Here is a 16691-nt window from a genome sequence, read left to right as displayed (position 1 = left end):
CCGGCAAAAGTCTGACTTTTAGGTTTGAAGGCGTTCGACCAGCGACGACCCCTCCCGTGAGGACTTCTTGAAGATGAGTACGCAGAGCTCCGACGACTTCACCTGGACCGAGCTCGACCGCCGAGCCGTCGACACCGCCCGCATCCTGGCCGCTGACGCCGTGCAGAAGGTGGGCAACGGCCATCCCGGAACCGCGATGAGCCTGGCCCCGGCGGCGTACACCCTCTTTCAGAAGGTGATGCGTCACGACCCGGCCGATCCGGAGTGGACCGGACGCGACCGCTTCGTCCTCTCCCCCGGCCACACCTCGCTCACTCTTTACACGCAGCTCTTCCTGTCGGGCTACGAGCTCGGCCTCGACGACCTGAAGGCGTTCCGCACGCACGGCTCGAAGACGCCGGGGCACCCCGAGTACGGCCACACCGCGGGTGTCGAGACCACGACGGGCCCGCTCGGCCAGGGCGTCGCCAACGCGGTCGGCATGGCGATGGCCGCCCGCTACGAACGCGGTCTCTTCGACCCGGAGACCCCCGAGGGCGACTCGCCCTTCGACCACACCATCTGGGCGATCGTCTCCGACGGCGACCTGGAGGAGGGCATCTCCGCCGAGGCGTCCTCGCTCGCCGGCCACCAGAAGCTCGGCAACCTGGTCTTCGTCTACGACGACAACCACATCTCCATCGAGGGCGACACCGCGACCGCCTTCTCCGAGGACGTCCTGGCGCGCTACGAGGCGTACGGCTGGCACGTGCAGCGCATCGAGCCCGCCCTCGGCGGCGACATCGACGTGCACGCGCTGCACACCGCGCTCACCGCGGCCAAGGCCGAGACCGAACGCCCCTCCATCATCGCGATGCGCACGATCATCGCGTGGCCCGCGCCGAACGCGCAGAACACCGAGGCCTCGCACGGCTCGGCGCTCGGAGCCGAGGAGATCGCCGCCACCAAGCGCATCCTCGGCTTCGACCCGGAGCAGACCTTCCAGGTCGACGCCGAGGTGCTGGCCCACGCCCGGCAGGCCCTCGACCGGGGTGCCGAGGCGCACGCCGCCTGGGACAAGCGGATCGGCGCCTGGCGCACCGCCGAACCCGAGCGCGCCAAGCTCTTCGACCGGATCGTCGCGGGCCAGCTCCCCGAGGGCTGGGAGGCCGCGCTGCCGGTCTTCGAGGAAGGCACCTCCGTGGCCACCCGCGCCGCGTCCGGCAAGGTGCTCCAGGCCCTCGGGGAGGTACTCCCCGAACTGTGGGGCGGCTCCGCCGACCTGGCAGGCTCGAACAACACCACCATCGACAAGACGTCGTCCTTCCTGCCGAGGGGCAACCCGCTGCCGGAGGCCGACCCGTACGGCCGCACCGTGCACTTCGGCATCCGTGAGCACTCGATGGCCGCGGAGATGAACGGCATCGCGCTGCACGGCAACACCCGCATCTACGGCGGCACCTTCCTGGTGTTCTCCGACTACATGCGCAACGCCGTCCGGCTGTCCGCGCTCATGCAGCTCCCGGTCACGTACGTCTGGACGCACGACTCCGTCGGTCTCGGCGAGGACGGCCCCACCCACCAGCCGGTCGAGCACCTCGCCTCGCTGCGCGCCATCCCGGGCCTGAACATCGTCCGCCCGGCCGACGCGAACGAGACCTCGATCGCCTGGGCAGAGATCCTCCGCCGGCACGCCACCGACCCGGCCCCGCACGGTCTGGCCCTCACCCGTCAGGGCGTGCCGACCTACCGGGCCGACCCCGACGCCGCGCGCGGCGGGTACGTCCTGAAGGACTCCTCCACCGAGACCCCGGACGTGCTCCTCATCGCCACCGGCTCCGAGGTGCAGCTCGCCGTCGAGGCGCGCGAGCGCCTGGAGGCGGAGGGTGTCGGCACCCGTGTCGTGTCGATGCCGTCCGTCGAGTGGTTCGAGGAGCAGCCCGCGGAGTACCGGGAGCGTGTGCTTCCGCCGTCCGTGAAGGCCCGCGTGGCGGTCGAGGCCGGAATCGGTCTGACCTGGTACCGCTACGTCGGTGACGCAGGACGCATCGTTTCGCTGGAGCACTTCGGCGCCTCCGCCGACGCCAAGACACTGTTCGCCGAGTTCGGCTTCACCGCCGAGAACGTCGCCGCCGCCGCGCGGGAATCCCTCTCCGCCCTGCGCGGTTGATCCGTTCGTACCAAGGAAGATGATCACTGTGACCGAAGCAACCGCGACCGCGGCAACCCTGAAGCGCCTCTCCGACGAAGGCGTGTCCATCTGGCTGGACGACCTGTCCCGCAAGCGCATCGAGTCCGGCAACCTGGCCGGACTCGTCGAGAACCGCCATGTGGTGGGCGTGACCACCAACCCGTCCATCTTCCAGGCCGCCATCGGCTCCGGCGAGGGCTACGAGGAGCAGCTCGCCGACCTGGCCGTCCGCAAGGTGACGGTCGACGAGGCCGTCCGGATGATGACGACCGCGGACGTCCGCGCCGCCGCCGACATCCTGCGCCCCGTGTTCGAGACCACCGGCGGCCGCGACGGCCGGGTCTCCATCGAGGTCGACCCCCGGCTCGCCCACGACACGGCCGCCACCATCGCCGAGGCCAAGCAGCTCGCCTGGCTCGTCGACCGCCCGAACGTGATGATCAAGATCCCCGCGACGGAGGCGGGCCTCCCGGCGATCACCGAGGTCATCGGCCTCGGCATCAGCGTCAACGTGACGCTGATCTTCTCCCTGGAGCGCTACCGCGCCGTCATGGACGCCTACCTGGCGGGCCTGGAGAAGGCGGACGCGGCGGGCATCGACCTCGCCGGCATCCACTCCGTCGCCTCCTTCTTCGTCTCCCGCGTCGACGCCGAGATCGACAAGCGGCTCGCCAAGGTCGGCACCGACGAGGCCCTCGCGCTCAAGGGCCGTGCGGCGCTCGCCAACGCGCGGCTCGCCTACGAGGCCTACGAGGAGGTGTTCGCCGGGGACCGCTGGACGGCGCTCGCCCCGTCCGGCGCCAACAAGCAGCGTCCGCTGTGGGCGTCCACGGGGGTCAAGGACCCGGCGTACAAGGACACCCTGTACGTCGACGAGCTGGTCGCGCCGGGCACGGTGAACACCATGCCGGAGGCGACGCTGAACGCGACCGCCGACCACGGCGACATCCACGGTGACGCGGTGACCGGCGGCTACGCCCAGGCGCGTGCCGACCTGGCCGCCGTCGAGACGCTCGGGATCTCCTACGACGAGGTCGTCGCCCAGCTGGAGACTGAGGCCGTCGCGAAGTTCGAGGTGGCGTGGGAGGACCTGCTGGAGGCCGTCGCGTCCTCGCTGCGCGGCAAGGGAGTTGAGGGGGAATGACCAAGCGTGGAACACCCGCCGACGTCGCCCCGGAGGACGCGCCCGCCGCGCCGCAGGGATCCGGTGACACGCCCGTGGAACCGTCCGGCGTGACGCCCGAGGCGCTCGCCGAGGCGCTCGGCGTCGTTTCGGCGGCCGACTGGGACAACCCGCTGCGCGACCCGCGCGACCGCCGGCTCCCCCGGATCGCGGGCCCCTCCGGGCTCGTCATCTTCGGTGTGACCGGTGACCTGTCGCGCAAGAAGCTGATGCCGGCCGTGTACGACCTCGCCAACCGCGGTCTGCTGCCGCCGGGTTTCTCGCTCCTCGGGTTCGCCCGGCGTGAGTGGGAGGACCAGGACTTCGCGCAGGTGGTGCACGACTCGGTGCGCGAGCACGCGCGCACCGAGTTCCGCGAGGAGGTCTGGCAGCAGCTCGCCGAGGGCATGCGGTTCATTCCCGGCGACTTCGACGACGACAACGCGTTCGAGCAACTGCGCGAGGCTGTCGAGGAGTTGGACTCCTCGCAGGGGACCAGCGGCAACTACGCGTTCTATCTGTCCGTCCCGCCGAAGTTCTTCCCCAAGGTCGTCCAGCAGCTCAAGAAGCACGGACTCGCCGACGCCCCCGAGGGGTCCTGGCGGCGTGCGGTCATCGAGAAGCCGTTCGGTCACGACCTGAAGAGCGCGCGCGAGCTGAACAAGATCGTGCACGAGGTGTTCGACCCGGACCAGGTGTTCCGTATCGACCACTACCTCGGCAAGGAGACCGTCCAGAACATCCTGGCGCTCCGCTTCGCCAACCAGATGTACGAGCCCATCTGGAACCGGTCGTACGTCGACCACGTGCAGATCACCATGGCCGAGGACATCGGCATCGGCGGCCGGGCCGGCTACTACGACGGCATCGGGTCCGCCCGTGACGTCATCCAGAACCACCTCCTCCAGCTGATGGCGCTGACCGCCATGGAGGAACCGGCCGCGTTCGACGCCGAGTCGCTGCTGACCGAGAAGCTCAAGGTGCTGCGTGCGGTGAAGCTCCCGGAGAACCTGGGCGAGCACACCGTGCGCGGCCAGTACGCGGCGAGCTGGCAGGGCGGCGAGCGGGTGCGCGGCTACCTCCAGGAGGACGGCATCGACCCCGCGTCGACGACCGACACCTACGCGGCCGTCAAGCTCCAGGTCGACAACCGCCGTTGGGCGGGTGTCCCCTTCTACCTGCGCACCGGCAAGCGGCTCGGCCGCCGCGTCACCGAGATCGCGGTCGTGTTCCAGCGCGCCCCGCACTCCCCCTTCGACTCCACGGCCACGGAGGAACTCGGCGCGAACGCGATCGTCATCCGCGTCCAGCCGGACGAGGGCATGACGGTGCGCTTCGGATCCAAGGTCCCGGGTACCTCGATGGAGATCCGGGACGTCACCATGGACTTCGCGTACGGCGAGTCGTTCACCGAGTCCAGCCCGGAGGCGTACGAACGGCTGATCCTGGATGTCCTGCTCGGCGACGCCAATCTCTTCCCCCGTCACCAGGAGGTGGAAGAGTCCTGGAAGGTCCTCGACCCGATCGAGGGGTACTGGGACGCGCACGGCAAGCCGGCGCAGTACCCCTCGGGCAGCTGGGGCCCGAAGGAAGCCGACGAGATGCTCGCACGAGACGGACGGAGCTGGCGCAGGCCATGAAGATCGACCTGACCGACACCACGGCAAGCAAGATCAACAAGGCGCTCGTGCAGGGACGCCGGGCCATCGGCACCCCCGCCGTGGGCATGGTCCTGACGATGGTCATCGTGACCGACGAGGAGAACGCCTACGACGCCATCAAGGCGGCCGAGGAGGCGTCCCGCGAGCACCCCTCGCGGACGCTGGTCGTCATCAAGCGCGTCGCCCGGACCCCGCGCGACCGCACCAACTCCCGCCTCGACGCGGAGGTGCGCGTCGGATCGGACGCGGGCACCGGCGAGACGGTCGTCCTGCGGACCTACGGCGAGGTGTCCGACCACGCCGACTCCGTGGTCCTGCCCCTGCTGCTGCCGGACGCGCCCGTCGTCGTCTGGTGGCCGGTGGACGCCCCGGACAACCCGGTCAAGGACCCGCTGGGCGCCCTCGCGCAGCGCCGGATCACCGACATGTACGCCGTCGAGGACCCGCTGCGCGCCCTGGAGGCCCGCGCCGCCTCGTACGCGCCGGGTGACACCGACCTGGCGTGGACCCGGCTGACGCCGTGGCGCTCCATGCTGGCGGCGGCCCTCGACCAGGCCCGCGCGAAGGTGATCTCGGCGACGGTGGAGAGCGAGGCGCAGAACCCGAGCGCCGAACTGCTCGCCCGCTGGCTGGAGGCCCGCCTCAAGGTCACCGCCGAACGCGTCGTCACCGCGGGGCCCGTGGTGACCGCCGTACGGCTCGGCACCGAGAACGGCGAGATCGTGATCGACCGTCCCGACGGGCCGCTGGCCACGCTGTCGCTGCCGGGACAGCCCCCGCGCACCCTGGCGCTGAAGGTGCGCTCCACCTCCGAGCTGATCGCCGAGGAACTGCGCCGCCTCGACGCGGACGAGATGTACGCCGTCGCCCTGCGGGGCGAGGCCACCAAGGAGACCTCACGTGCCTGACTTCCCCCGTCTCACGCGGCGTCCGGAGTGGGTGGCCCTGGAGGACCACCGCGCGACCACGCTGCTCCAGCCGCACCTGCGTGAGCTGTTCGCCGCCGACCCCGGCCGCGCCGAGCGCTACGTCGTCCGGGTCGGCGATCTGCACATCGACTACTCCAAGCACCTGATCACGGACGAGACGCTCGCCCTGCTCCAGGAACTGGCGACCGCCACCGACGTGTTCGGGTTGCGGGACGCGATGTTCCGGGGCGAGAAGATCAACACGACGGAGGACCGGGCGGTGCTGCACACCGCGTTGCGGGCGCCGGCCGACGCGGTCGTGGAGGTCGACGGGCAGAACGTGGTGCCCGGGGTGCACGCGGTGCTGGACAAGATGGCCGCGTTCGCGTCGCGGGTGCGCTCGGGTGAGTGGACCGGTCACACCGGGCGACCGATCCGCAATGTGGTGAACATCGGGATCGGCGGCTCGGATCTGGGCCCGGCGATGGCCTACGAGGTGCTGCGCCCGTTCACCGACCGCGGGCTGACGGTGCGGTTCGTGTCGAACGTGGACGGCGCGGACCTGCACGAGGCGTTGCAGGGCCTGGACCCGGCGGAGACGCTGTTCGTGATCGCGTCGAAGACGTTCACGACGATCGAGACGATCACGAACGCGACGTCCGCGCGTGTGTGGCTGCTGGAGGGTCTGAAAGCGGGTTCGGAGGCGGTCGCCCGGCACTTCGTGGCGCTGTCGACGAACAGCGGCAAGGTCGCGGACTTCGGGATCGACACGGCGAACATGTTCGAGTTCTGGGACTGGGTCGGGGGCCGGTACTCCTTCGACTCGGCGATCGGCCTGTCGCTGATGATCGCGATCGGTCCGGACCGGTTCCGGGAGGTGCTGGACGGGTTCCGTCTGGTCGACGAGCATTTCCGTACGGCTCCGGCGGAGGCGAACGCGCCGTTACTGATGGGCCTGTTGGGGATCTGGTACGGGAACTTCCACGACGCGCAGTCGCACGCGGTGCTGCCGTACTCGCACTACCTGTCCAGGTTCACGGCGTATCTGCAGCAGCTGGACATGGAGTCCAACGGCAAGTCGGTCGACCGTGAGGGCCGGCCGGTGGAGTGGCAGACGGGTCCGGTGGTGTGGGGGACGCCGGGCACCAACGGGCAGCACGCCTACTACCAGTTGATCCATCAGGGCACGAAGCTGATCCCGGCGGACTTCATCGGGTTCGCGAACCCGGTGGGTGAGCTGAGTGAGACGCTCAAGGCGCAGCACGACCTGCTGATGGCGAACTTCTTCGCCCAGACGCAGGCCCTCGCGTTCGGCAAGACGCCCGACGAGGTCCGTGCCGAAGGGGTCCCGGAGGAACTGGTCGCACACAAGACGTTCCGCGGTGACCATCCCACCACCACGATCCTGGCGGCCGAGCTGACGCCGTCCGTGCTGGGCCAGTTGATCGCCCTGTACGAGCACAAGGTGTTCGTCCAGGGCGCGGTCTGGAACATCGACTCCTTCGACCAGTGGGGCGTCGAACTCGGCAAGGTCCTCGCCAAACGCATCGAACCCGCCCTCACCGACGGCACCGACGTACCCGGTCTCGACCCCTCCACCACCGCCCTCGTGGCCACCTACCGCTCTCTCGGGAAGAAGTGAACTGATATGCAGCTCGGACTCATCGGTCTCGGCAAGATGGGCGGCAACATGCGGGAGCGGATACGCCTCGCCGGCCACACCGTCGTCGGATACGACCGCAACCCGGACCTCGCCGACGTCAACAGCCTCGCCGAACTCGTGGGCAAGCTCGAAGGACCGCGTGTGGTCTGGGTGATGGTGCCGGCCGGAGCCCCCACCCAGACCGTCATCGACGAGCTCGGCGATCTGCTGGAGCCCGGCGACACCGTCGTGGACGGCGGCAACTCCCGCTGGACCGACGACGAGAAGCACGCCGAGGAACTGGCGGCCAAGGGCATCGGCTTCGTCGACGCCGGTGTCTCCGGCGGCGTCTGGGGCCTGAAGAACGGCTACGCGCTGATGGTCGGCGGCGACGCCGAGAACATAGCCAAGGTCCAGCCGGTCTTCGACGCGCTCAAGCCGGAGGGCGACTTCGGCTTCGTCCACGCCGGCAAGGTCGGCGCCGGCCACTTCTCCAAGATGGTCCACAACGGCATCGAGTACGCCATGATGCAGGCCTACGCCGAGGGCTGGGAGCTGCTGGAGAAGGTCGACTCCGTCACCGACGTGCGCGAGGTGTTCCGCTCCTGGCAGGAGGGCACCGTCATCCGCTCCTGGCTGCTCGACCTCGCCGTCAACGCCCTGGACGGCGACGAGCACCTGGACAAGCTGCGCGGCCACGCCGACGACTCCGGCGAGGGCCGCTGGACCGTCGAGGCGGCCATCGACAACGCCGTCCCGCTGCCCGCCATCACGGCCTCCCTCTTCGCGCGCTTCGCGTCCCGCCAGGACGACTCTCCGCAGATGAAGATGATCGCCGCGCTGCGCAACCAGTTCGGCGGCCACGCCGTCGAGTCGGCGAAGTAGCCCGCGCCATGGGCGACCTCGTCCTGGTCCGCCACGGCGAGACCGAGTGGAGCGTGTCGGGACAGCACACGAGCCGGACCGACCTCCCGCTCACGCGACACGGCGAGGAACAGGCCAAGTCCCTGGCCCCGTTCTTCGCCGGGCGCTCCTTCGCCCGGGTCCTCACCAGCCCGCTCGGCCGCGCGGTCCGCACGGCCGAGCTGGCGGGTCTGTCCGGCGCGCGGATCGACCCCGATCTCCACGAATGGGACTACGGCGGCTACGAGGGCGTCACCAGCCTCGCCATCCACGCGGAGCGGCCCGACTGGGTGCTGTGGACGGACGGGGTGCCGCCGGGTCCCGACGGCCGTCCCGGCGAGTCCCCCCGCGACGTCGGTGAGCGCGCCGACCGGGTGCTGGCCCGGGTGGATGCGGCGCTGCGCGCCGAGGAGGGCGATGTGGTGCTCGTGGCGCACGCGCACTTCCTGCGGGTGCTGACAGCCCGCAAGCTCGGCCTTCCGGCCGCGTCGGGGCGGCTGTTCCAGCTCGCGACCGGTACCGTGAGCCGGCTCTCCACCGAGCACGGCGATCCGGTGATCGCGACGTGGAACGAGCCGGGCCCCGCCGTCACCGTCGGCTAGTCCCGCCTTCTCCGTGCATGCTCCGCAGGGACCGAAGAGGCTCTCGGTCCGCCCGCCCGGGCGGACCGAGAGCCTCTTCCGCGTCAGCCGTTGGCGATGCGCACGACGCCGGTGACGGTGCCTTGGTAGATCACCCCGCCCGGCGCGATCGAGCCGACCATCTGGAGGGTGTCGAACAGGGAGCTGGTGCCGAGGTAGCGGGTGCGGACGGTCCTGCCCGTCGCCGGGTCGATCTCGGCGTAGGAGAACGAGTCGAGGATCGACGTCGTGTTCGTGAACGGGACGACCGGGGTGCGGACGATGGTGTGGATGAGTCCGTCCGCGGTCGACAGCCGGGGAACGGCCGACGAGCGGACGGTGTTGTCCCACTTCAGGTCGCAGCCCGACTCGTCCGCGCGGACGTCGACCCGGCTGAGTCCGCCCTTGAAGTCGGCGGAGGCCGGGCTGGACGTGCCGGCGTCGTCGGGCAGCGCCGGGTAGGGATAGCCGTACGTACTGGCCACGAAGACCGAACTGCCGGTGCCGATGGGCGAGTTCTCGCTTCCGCTGCCGCCCGCCTTCAGGACGGGCACGGAGCAGACCTGGTCGCCGGTGTCCGTCCGGTAGACGAGCAGGTTCTCGGTGGGTGCCGCGTTGTCGACGACGGTGACGTAGTCGGTGCCGGTCCGGGGGCCGAAGAAGGTGGGGGTGGAGCCGGTGCCGCGGCTGAGCTGGCCGGGCTTGCGCGCGGGCCCGCGGTCGTACGGCCGGCGCCAGGCGACGCCCGGAGTCCCGTCCTCGGCGGCGGTCAGCAGATAGGTGGCGTGGGTGGTGGCGACGGCGGCTCCGGCCGGGGCGGTCGAGATCGAGTTGTCGACGCGTTCACCCTCCGGCAGCGACAGCGCGTGGACGGCGCCCGTGCGGTCGTCGGCGGTGCCGACCACACCGCCGCCGGTGGCGAACCAGACGCGGCCCCGCCAGTCCGGGGAGAGGCCGGTGACCGCGTCCCCGTCGGGCACGGCCTGCCGGAGCGAGAGCGATCGGGCGACGTACAGCTCCCAGTCGCCCGTGGCGGTCCGACGGTGGGCGATCCGCAGCAGGGTGCGGTCGCCGTCGACCGCGACCAACTGGTCCTGGTCGTCGAGGTAGGCGTAGACGCCGCCCAGCAACGATCCCTTGGCGATGGGGAGTTCGGCGAGCGATGCGCCGGTCCCGGGATCGAGCAGGTGGACGGTGGGGACCTGCCCGAGGAGGGGGGTGCACAGGGCGACCGGATAGCCGTCGGAGCCCACGAGGACGGTGGGGCAGGCGGACTGGAGGGCGACGCGCCGGGACGTGAGGGAACCGGTGCCCGGACCGGGGAGCGGGGTGGCGTCGGAGGAGCCGGTGTCGCCGTGCATGGTCGCGGTGCCCTGGGGCCCGGTGTAGGGGTTGTGCGGCGGCAGCGGGCCGAAGGCCGGGGCGGCCTCGGCCGTCGGCGCGGCGGCCACCAGCGCGAGCAGGCACGCGGCTCCGAGCACGGCGGCGCGCGGGAACAACGGGGAACGCGGCATGACGGGGTCCCTTTCGGGTGAGGAGGACGTGCGCCGCCCGGTGTGGACCACCGGAGGGCGGGCGGACGCCGGGACGGTTCACCCTCGGGCACCGGGACGTCGTCCCGAGCGCGCCGGCCGGGCACGGCGCACGGCGGAGCGGCCCGCACGGGACGCGGGTCGGGGACGATCGGTTCGGGCCGGGGACGACGGGACGGCGTCGGCGCGGCGGCAGGCCCGGCGGAACGGCGAGATCCCGCTCCGGGGAGGGCTGTGCGGCCGGGAGGGGCGGCTACGTCAGCGACAGAGCGCGCTGGACTGCCGGCACTGGTCGACATGGCGACGGGCGACGAGCACGACGGTCGTGCACCTGATTCCCGTAGCGGCTGTCATGGACACGGATCCTGGCAGGCGGGGGTGGACGTGGACAAGGACCGGTCCACATCACGGACGCCCGGCCGCACCCGGAACGCGACAGCTCAACCCCCCACCCGGCCACCGCCGGGCCCTACCGAACTCACCCCCGCATCTGGTCCGGCGCCCGGCGGCACGGTCGGCGGGCCGGACCGTTCAGCGCGCCTCTCCGCGGGCGGAGCGTCTGCCCCACCGCACGAACTCCTTCTCCGCGTCGCCGGTGGCGGTCCACGGCGTCCGGGTGGCGCGCCGCCCGATGATCCGGAACACGTCGGCCGCGACGGCCGCGGTGTCCGCCGTGTCGGCGTAACAGGCCGCGTGGGCGAGGTAGTTGAGATCGCGCAGCTCCACCGGCGCCGGCGGCCCCTCCGGGCGCGCGCCGAGCCAGCGCTGCCAGGTGCGCCGTACGTCGTTGACGGCGGCGTCGTGACTCCAGTGCCGACCCATGCCGACGACGGCGTCCCGTCGGCCGCCGGCCGCGTCCAGGACGGAGCGGTACTCCTCGACGCGGGCGTACTGCACCAGCACGGGCAGCGCGCAGCCGGCCGGCGCGACGCCCGCCGCGTCGCGCGCGAAGTCGTACATCAGGCCGTGGGTGCCGTGCCAGCGCGAGGAGTAGTAGTGCAGGATCTGCAGGTGTCCCTCCATGCTGTACGGGTCCCGTCCGTGCAACTCGTCCCACCAGCGGCCGAGATCCCCGCGGCGCACGCCGGACGGGTAGAGGCGCGCGACCGAGACCAGGAAGATCCACGGCGTGGGGTCCTCGGGGTGGGCGTCGGCGGCGCGCAGGCAGGCCAGCACCGCCCTGTCGAGGCGTTGCCCGTCGATGGGGACCCCGCGGCCCGCCGCGATGGCCAGGTTGAAGGCCCGGGTCACGTCGGTCGCGGCCCGCAGGACCAGGGCGTCGGCGCTGTGCGGTTCGGCGGCGAGCCAGGATTCCGCCGTCGAGTTGCCCGCGCAGGCGGGGGCGAGCAGCCGCACGCGGTGGCTGCGCGCGGCCCAGTCGTCGCCGGTGGCGCGCAGGAGTTCGCGCAGTCCCTGCCAGCGGCCGATGACGATGTCGTGGCGTGCCGAGGTGAGGGGCGCGTCGCCGCAGTCGGGGTCGAAATCGGGCGTGAAGCGGTGTCCCGCCATCGAAAAGGCCCCCTCAGAAGTCGGTGGGCAGGCCCTCGTGGCCACGGGTTCCGGCGGCGGCCGCCACGCCGGTGTGACCGTCGGGGATGTACTCGGCCTCGATGACGCGGGTGGCGTCCAGCCGCGCGGGCCGGTAGTAGTCGCTGCCCTGCCCCCAGTACCAGAGCATGGGGAGCAGCCCGGCGGCGATGCCTCCGATCCCGATCGCGATGGACGGGGCGCTGAGTTCGCCGAGCGACTCGACGAAGACCCAGAACATGAACGCGGCGCCGACGAGGGGCCAGAGGCCGCCGAAGAGGAAGTTGGCCGGGGACTTCAGCAGCATCTTGCGGTAGGCGACGACGACGGCGAGGCCCGCCAGGCCGTAGTAGACGGCGATCTGCAGGCCGATGGCGGCGATGGCGTCGGTGAGGATGTCGCCGACCGAGCCGAGGGCGTTGGAGGTCACGAACATCGCGAGGGCGACGGCGCCGACGACGACGATCGCCACCCACGGGGTGTTCCAGCGGCGGTGCACCCGGCCGAGCGCGCTGGGCATCGTCCGGTCGCGGCCCATCGCGAACAGCGAGCGGGTGACCTGGATGAGCGTGGTCTCCAGGGTGGCGATGGTGGAGAGCATCACGGCCACCACGATGAGCTTTCCGCCCCAGCCCGGCCAGATCTCCTCGCCGAGCGCGCCGAGCACGTCGGCGCCGCTGTCCTGGATCTGCCGGTCGGTGAGGATCACGTTCACCGCGACGGTGAAGGCCTCGAAGAGCAGGAAGACGATGCCGACGCCGACCAGGCCGGCGAGCCCGGTCGTGCGGCGGCTGTTCCTCGTCTCCTCGCTGAGGTTGCTGGTGACGTCCCAGCCCCAGTAGTAGAAGGCGGCGATGAGCGCGCCGGACGCGAAGCCGCTCACCCCGTCGAATCCGCCGAGGCCGAGCCAGGACCAGGAGAAGGCGCGGGCGTTGCCGTCGTGCAGCAGGGCGCCCACGGCGAAGACGGCGAGAACGGCCAGTTCCACCCCGGACATGACCAGTTGGGCGCGCACGGTGAGCCGGGCGCCGCCGAGGACGACGCACAGCATGACGAGGAACCAGGCCGCGCCGACGACGGTGGCGAGGGCGGTGTCGTCGGCGAGGTCCGGGTCGACGAGGGCGAGGGTCATGGCGCCGGCGGGCAGCGAGCCGGCGACCATGAAGATGGTGGCGGACACGACGAGGGCCCAGCCGCTGATGAAGCCGAGGAAGGGGTGCAGGGTGCGGCCGACCCAGGAGTAGCCGGCACCGGCGTTGACGTCGATGCGGCCGAGGTAGCTGAAGGCCAGGGCGATGCCCAGCATGGGTATCGCGCAGTAGAGGAGCGCGGCGGGACCGGCGAGGCCGACCGCGCCGAGGAGGACGGCGGTGGTGGCCGCGAGCGAGTACGCGGGAGCGCTGCCCGCCACCGCCATCACGATCGTGTCGAAGGTGCCGAGGGCGTTGGCCTGAAGCCCTCTTCCCCTGTTCTTGCTCATGGTCGTGCTGCTTTCCGTGCTGCACGCCGCGTCGGCGGGCACGCCGGGCAGCGCCGTGCGAGTGGGGGGTGTGAAGGCCGATGCCGCGCCGGCGCCGCCGTCGGGCAGAGGGTCACGCCGCGGATGCGGAGGGTCGCTCCACGGGTGCTGCGATGATAGCGGTGACCGTTGCCTTTTCAACGTCAACCGGTCGGTAATTCACGGCTTTTGATGAGCCGTGCCCGGGGTGGCGCATTCCCCGGGGCAGTCGGCGGTCCGCTCCCGGACCGGCTCGCGGATCACCCCGCTCCACTCCCCTGCGTCCCGTCCGGATGTGCGATCGCGCCGTTGACAGCTCCCGCAAAGCCTGTGACCCTTCATGCTCGAAGTTGCGCGGAATGACGACTGTTCAAGCACGAGCGAGCATCGGACTGTTGAGGCCGGTGCAGCACCTGGTTCGCATCCGTCGAGTGGAGATACGTACCGTGCGAAGACTCCGACATCGTTCCTGGGCCGTGGCGGGGCTGGCCACCGCTCTGGCCGTCACCCTGCTCGGCCCGCCCGCGGGACCGGCGCTCGCGGCGACTCCGGCGAGTGCCGTCCTCGACGCCACCCACCAGAGCGTCACCTGGCAGAGCCCGGTCTATAGCCAGGGCACCTCGGGCGGCACCGAGGCCTGCCCACCGGCCGCCGAGGACCCCGACAGCGAGGTCTGCGACCGATTCGACGTGAACGTCGAGGTTCCCGAGGGCTATTGGGCGGACAACCCCGAGGGCGGGGTGCCGATCTCCATCGAGTGGCAGCACCCCACCGACGACTTCGACCTGTACGTGTACGACGGCACGGGCAAGGAGGTCGCCTCCAGCGCGGGCACCGCCGACCCCGAGGCCACCGTGATCCCGAACGCGTCGGGGACGTACCACGTGCTGGTGGTGCCGTACGACGTGCACGACAACGGCTACACGGGAAAGGTCTATCTGCCGCAGACCACGGACGCGGGCGACCTGACCTCCTTCGGCGGCGACCACGGGAGCTACACCGTCGCGGCCGGAGCGCTGAAGGCCAGGGCGGACTTCCTGGCGAACGGCCGGCTCCGTTTGCAGGCGGACCCGTCCGGAACGTTCAGCGACCCCGCCGGCAGCGCGATCGTCCGCGAGCGACCCGCCCGGCAGACCCGCACGACGTCGTTCGACGCGGGTGCCTATTACGGCGTCCGGTCACCCGACGCGGTCCTGCGCGTGTACAAGAAGCCCCTGCGCTTCGGCCTCTACAAGCCCGACAACCGCACCCGGATCTGGCAGGAGGACAAGCCGCTGCGCTGGTCGACCAGCGGGATGCGGCAGAGCCTGGCGCGCGGCGCGGACGAGCAGTTCTTCGGCGGCGGCGAACAGAACGGCTCCTTCGCGCACCGCGATCGGACGATGTACGTCGCGAACAACTTCGACTGGAACGAGGGCGGTTACAACAACTCGCAGCCCTTCTACCTGTCGAGCGCGGGGTACGGCGTCTACCGCAACACGTTCGCGCCGGGCGTGTACGACTTCGGCTCGCCGGTACGCACCGGACAGCAGGAACGGCGTCTGGACGCCTACTACTTCCTCGGGGACGCGAAGAAGGTCATCGGCAAGTACACGGCCCTGGTCGGCAAACCGTTCATGCCACCGGTGTACGGCCTCGAACCCGGCGACTCCGACTGCTATCTGCACAACGCCAACCGCGGCGAGCGGCACACCCTCGACGCCCTGAAGGTCGCCGACGGCTACACCGAGCACGACATGCCGCTCGGCTGGATGCTCGTCAACGACGGGTACGGCTGCGGCTACGAGGATCTCGACCGGACCGCCAAGGGCCTGGACGAGCACAACGCCCAGCTCGGGCTGTGGACCCAGGACGGCATCGACAAGCTCGCCGACCAGGTGAAGGCGGGCCAGCGGGTGGCGAAGCTCGACGTGGCCTGGGTGGGCAACGGCTACGGCTTCGCGCTCGACGCCTGCGACCGCGCGAAGGCCGGGATCGAGGACAACAGCGACGCCCGCGGCTTCGTCTGGCTGCCGGTGTCCTGGGCGGGCGCCCAACGCTGCGGCGTCCTGTGGAGCGGCGACCAGAAGCTGTCCTGGGACTACATCCGCTGGCAGATCCCCACATACGCCGGGGCCACCCTGTCGGGCATCGCGTACAACACCGGTGACGTGGGCTCCATCTACGGCCACGACCCGGAGATGTACGCCCGGGACCTCCAGTGGAAGGCGTTCCTGCCGGCCGTCATGACCATGGACGGCTGGGCCTCCGACATCACCACCGGCAAGCCGGCCGACCAGCAGCCCTGGCGCGACGGGGAGCCGTACACCTCCGTCAACCGCAAGTACCTCCAGCTCAAGGAGCGCCTGCTCCCCTACATGTACACACTGTCCGCCGAGGCCGCGACCTCGGGCGTCGGCGCCGTGCGCCCGCTCTGGCTGGAGTATCCGGACGACCCGAAGACCCTGGGAGCGGACGCCAGGTACGAGTTCCTCGCGGGTTCCGACTTCCTGGTCGCTCCCGTCTACGAGGACTCCGACACCCGGGACGGCATCTATCTGCCGAAGGGCACCTGGACGGACTACTGGACGGGCCGCACGTACCGGGGCCCGACCACCGTCGACGGCTACCACGCACCGCTCGACACCCTGCCCCTCTTCGTGAAGGGCGGCTCGATCGTCCCCATGTGGCCCAAGGGCACCACGAGTTGGAAGACCCGTGACCGGAGCGAACTGGACTGGGACCTGTACCCGAAGGGCGACAGCGGTTACACGCTGTACGAGGACGACGGCGTGACCCGGCACTTCACCGAGGGAGCCTCGGCGACCCAGCGCGTCACGGTCGCCGCCCGACGGACCGCAACGACCGTCGACGTCGGCGCGAGCAAGGGGAGTTACCAGGACAAGCCCGCGTCCCGCGCGTACCGCTTCACCGTGCACGGCGAGCCGGCGCCCCGGCGGGTACTCCTCGACGGACACCCGCTGCCCCGCACCTCGTGGTCGTACGACAGCGGCACCGGGGTGACCACGGTGAGCACACCCCGCCTGACGCTGGACCGGGGGTTCACCCTGCGCCTGGTCCGGTAGCAG

At 71.0% G+C, this 16691-nt stretch carries 11 protein-coding genes; 8 read left to right on the top strand and 3 right to left on the bottom strand.

Features of this window, described 5'->3' with window-relative positions; all coding sequences use genetic code 11:
- Positions 1 to 73 precede the first annotated feature (73 nt).
- Genes tkt through B0675_RS20770 form a run of 7 tightly spaced genes read left to right on the top strand, consistent with a single transcriptional unit; the run spans position 74 to position 9048 of the window.
- Positions 74 to 2149, top strand: coding sequence for a transketolase (tkt, locus tag B0675_RS20800; RefSeq protein ID WP_081220314.1), 2076 nt, complete (start codon positions 74 to 76; stop codon positions 2147 to 2149).
- Positions 2150 to 2168: 19 nt separating this feature from the next.
- Entirely contained in the window at positions 2169 to 3314 is a 1146-nt protein-coding gene (gene tal, locus B0675_RS20795; RefSeq protein WP_081220313.1) for a transaldolase, read from the top strand.
- Positions 3311 to 4972 carry a glucose-6-phosphate dehydrogenase gene (zwf, locus tag B0675_RS20790; RefSeq protein ID WP_107482691.1) on the top strand — a complete coding sequence of 554 codons (1662 nt, stop codon included), beginning with the start codon at positions 3311 to 3313 and terminating at the stop codon, positions 4970 to 4972. The genes tal and zwf overlap by 4 nt, the downstream gene beginning before the upstream one ends.
- Positions 4969 to 5901, top strand: a complete 933-nt coding sequence (opcA, locus tag B0675_RS20785) for a glucose-6-phosphate dehydrogenase assembly protein OpcA (protein WP_081220312.1) — start codon at positions 4969 to 4971, stop codon at positions 5899 to 5901. Before zwf ends, opcA begins: the two co-directional genes overlap by 4 nt.
- Positions 5894 to 7543, top strand: a complete 1650-nt coding sequence (pgi, locus tag B0675_RS20780; protein WP_081220311.1) for a glucose-6-phosphate isomerase — start codon at positions 5894 to 5896, stop codon at positions 7541 to 7543. The genes opcA and pgi overlap by 8 nt, the downstream gene beginning before the upstream one ends.
- 6 nt (positions 7544 to 7549) lie before the next feature.
- Complete coding sequence (gene gnd / locus B0675_RS20775; protein WP_081220310.1) at positions 7550 to 8428, top strand: phosphogluconate dehydrogenase (NAD(+)-dependent, decarboxylating); 879 nt, start codon at positions 7550 to 7552, stop codon at positions 8426 to 8428.
- Positions 8429 to 8436: 8 nt separating this feature from the next.
- Entirely contained in the window at positions 8437 to 9048 is a 612-nt protein-coding gene (locus tag B0675_RS20770) for a histidine phosphatase family protein (protein ID WP_081220309.1), read from the top strand.
- A gap of 83 nt (positions 9049 to 9131) precedes the next feature.
- Here the strand turns inward: B0675_RS20770 and B0675_RS20765 are convergent, their stop codons facing one another.
- From B0675_RS20765 to B0675_RS20755, 3 genes are all read right to left on the bottom strand, one after another.
- The gene (locus B0675_RS20765) at positions 9132 to 10580 is read right to left on the bottom strand and encodes a hypothetical protein (RefSeq protein WP_081220308.1); all 1449 of its coding nucleotides are present in this window, start codon (positions 10578 to 10580) and stop codon (positions 9132 to 9134) included.
- A 549-nt stretch (positions 10581 to 11129) separates the two neighbouring features.
- Positions 11130 to 12107 carry a hypothetical protein gene (locus B0675_RS20760; RefSeq protein ID WP_081220307.1) on the bottom strand — a complete coding sequence of 326 codons (978 nt, stop codon included), beginning with the start codon at positions 12105 to 12107 and terminating at the stop codon, positions 11130 to 11132.
- A gap of 13 nt (positions 12108 to 12120) precedes the next feature.
- Positions 12121 to 13605 (bottom strand): APC family permease, encoded by a 1485-nt coding sequence (locus B0675_RS20755; RefSeq protein ID WP_081220306.1) that lies wholly within the window; start codon positions 13603 to 13605, stop codon positions 12121 to 12123.
- Positions 13606 to 14561: 956 nt separating this feature from the next.
- Between B0675_RS20755 and B0675_RS20750 the strand changes: the two genes are divergently transcribed.
- Positions 14562 to 16688: a TIM-barrel domain-containing protein gene (locus B0675_RS20750; RefSeq protein ID WP_241539969.1), complete on the top strand. Its 2127-nt coding sequence runs from the start codon at positions 14562 to 14564 to the stop codon at positions 16686 to 16688.
- Positions 16689 to 16691: the final 3 nt, after the last annotated feature.

The sequence above is a fragment of the Streptomyces sp. M41(2017) genome, from assembly GCF_002078175.1.
Lineage (GTDB): Bacteria > Actinomycetota > Actinomycetes > Streptomycetales > Streptomycetaceae > Streptomyces.
This window is presented reverse-complemented; position numbering and strand designations above follow the sequence as displayed.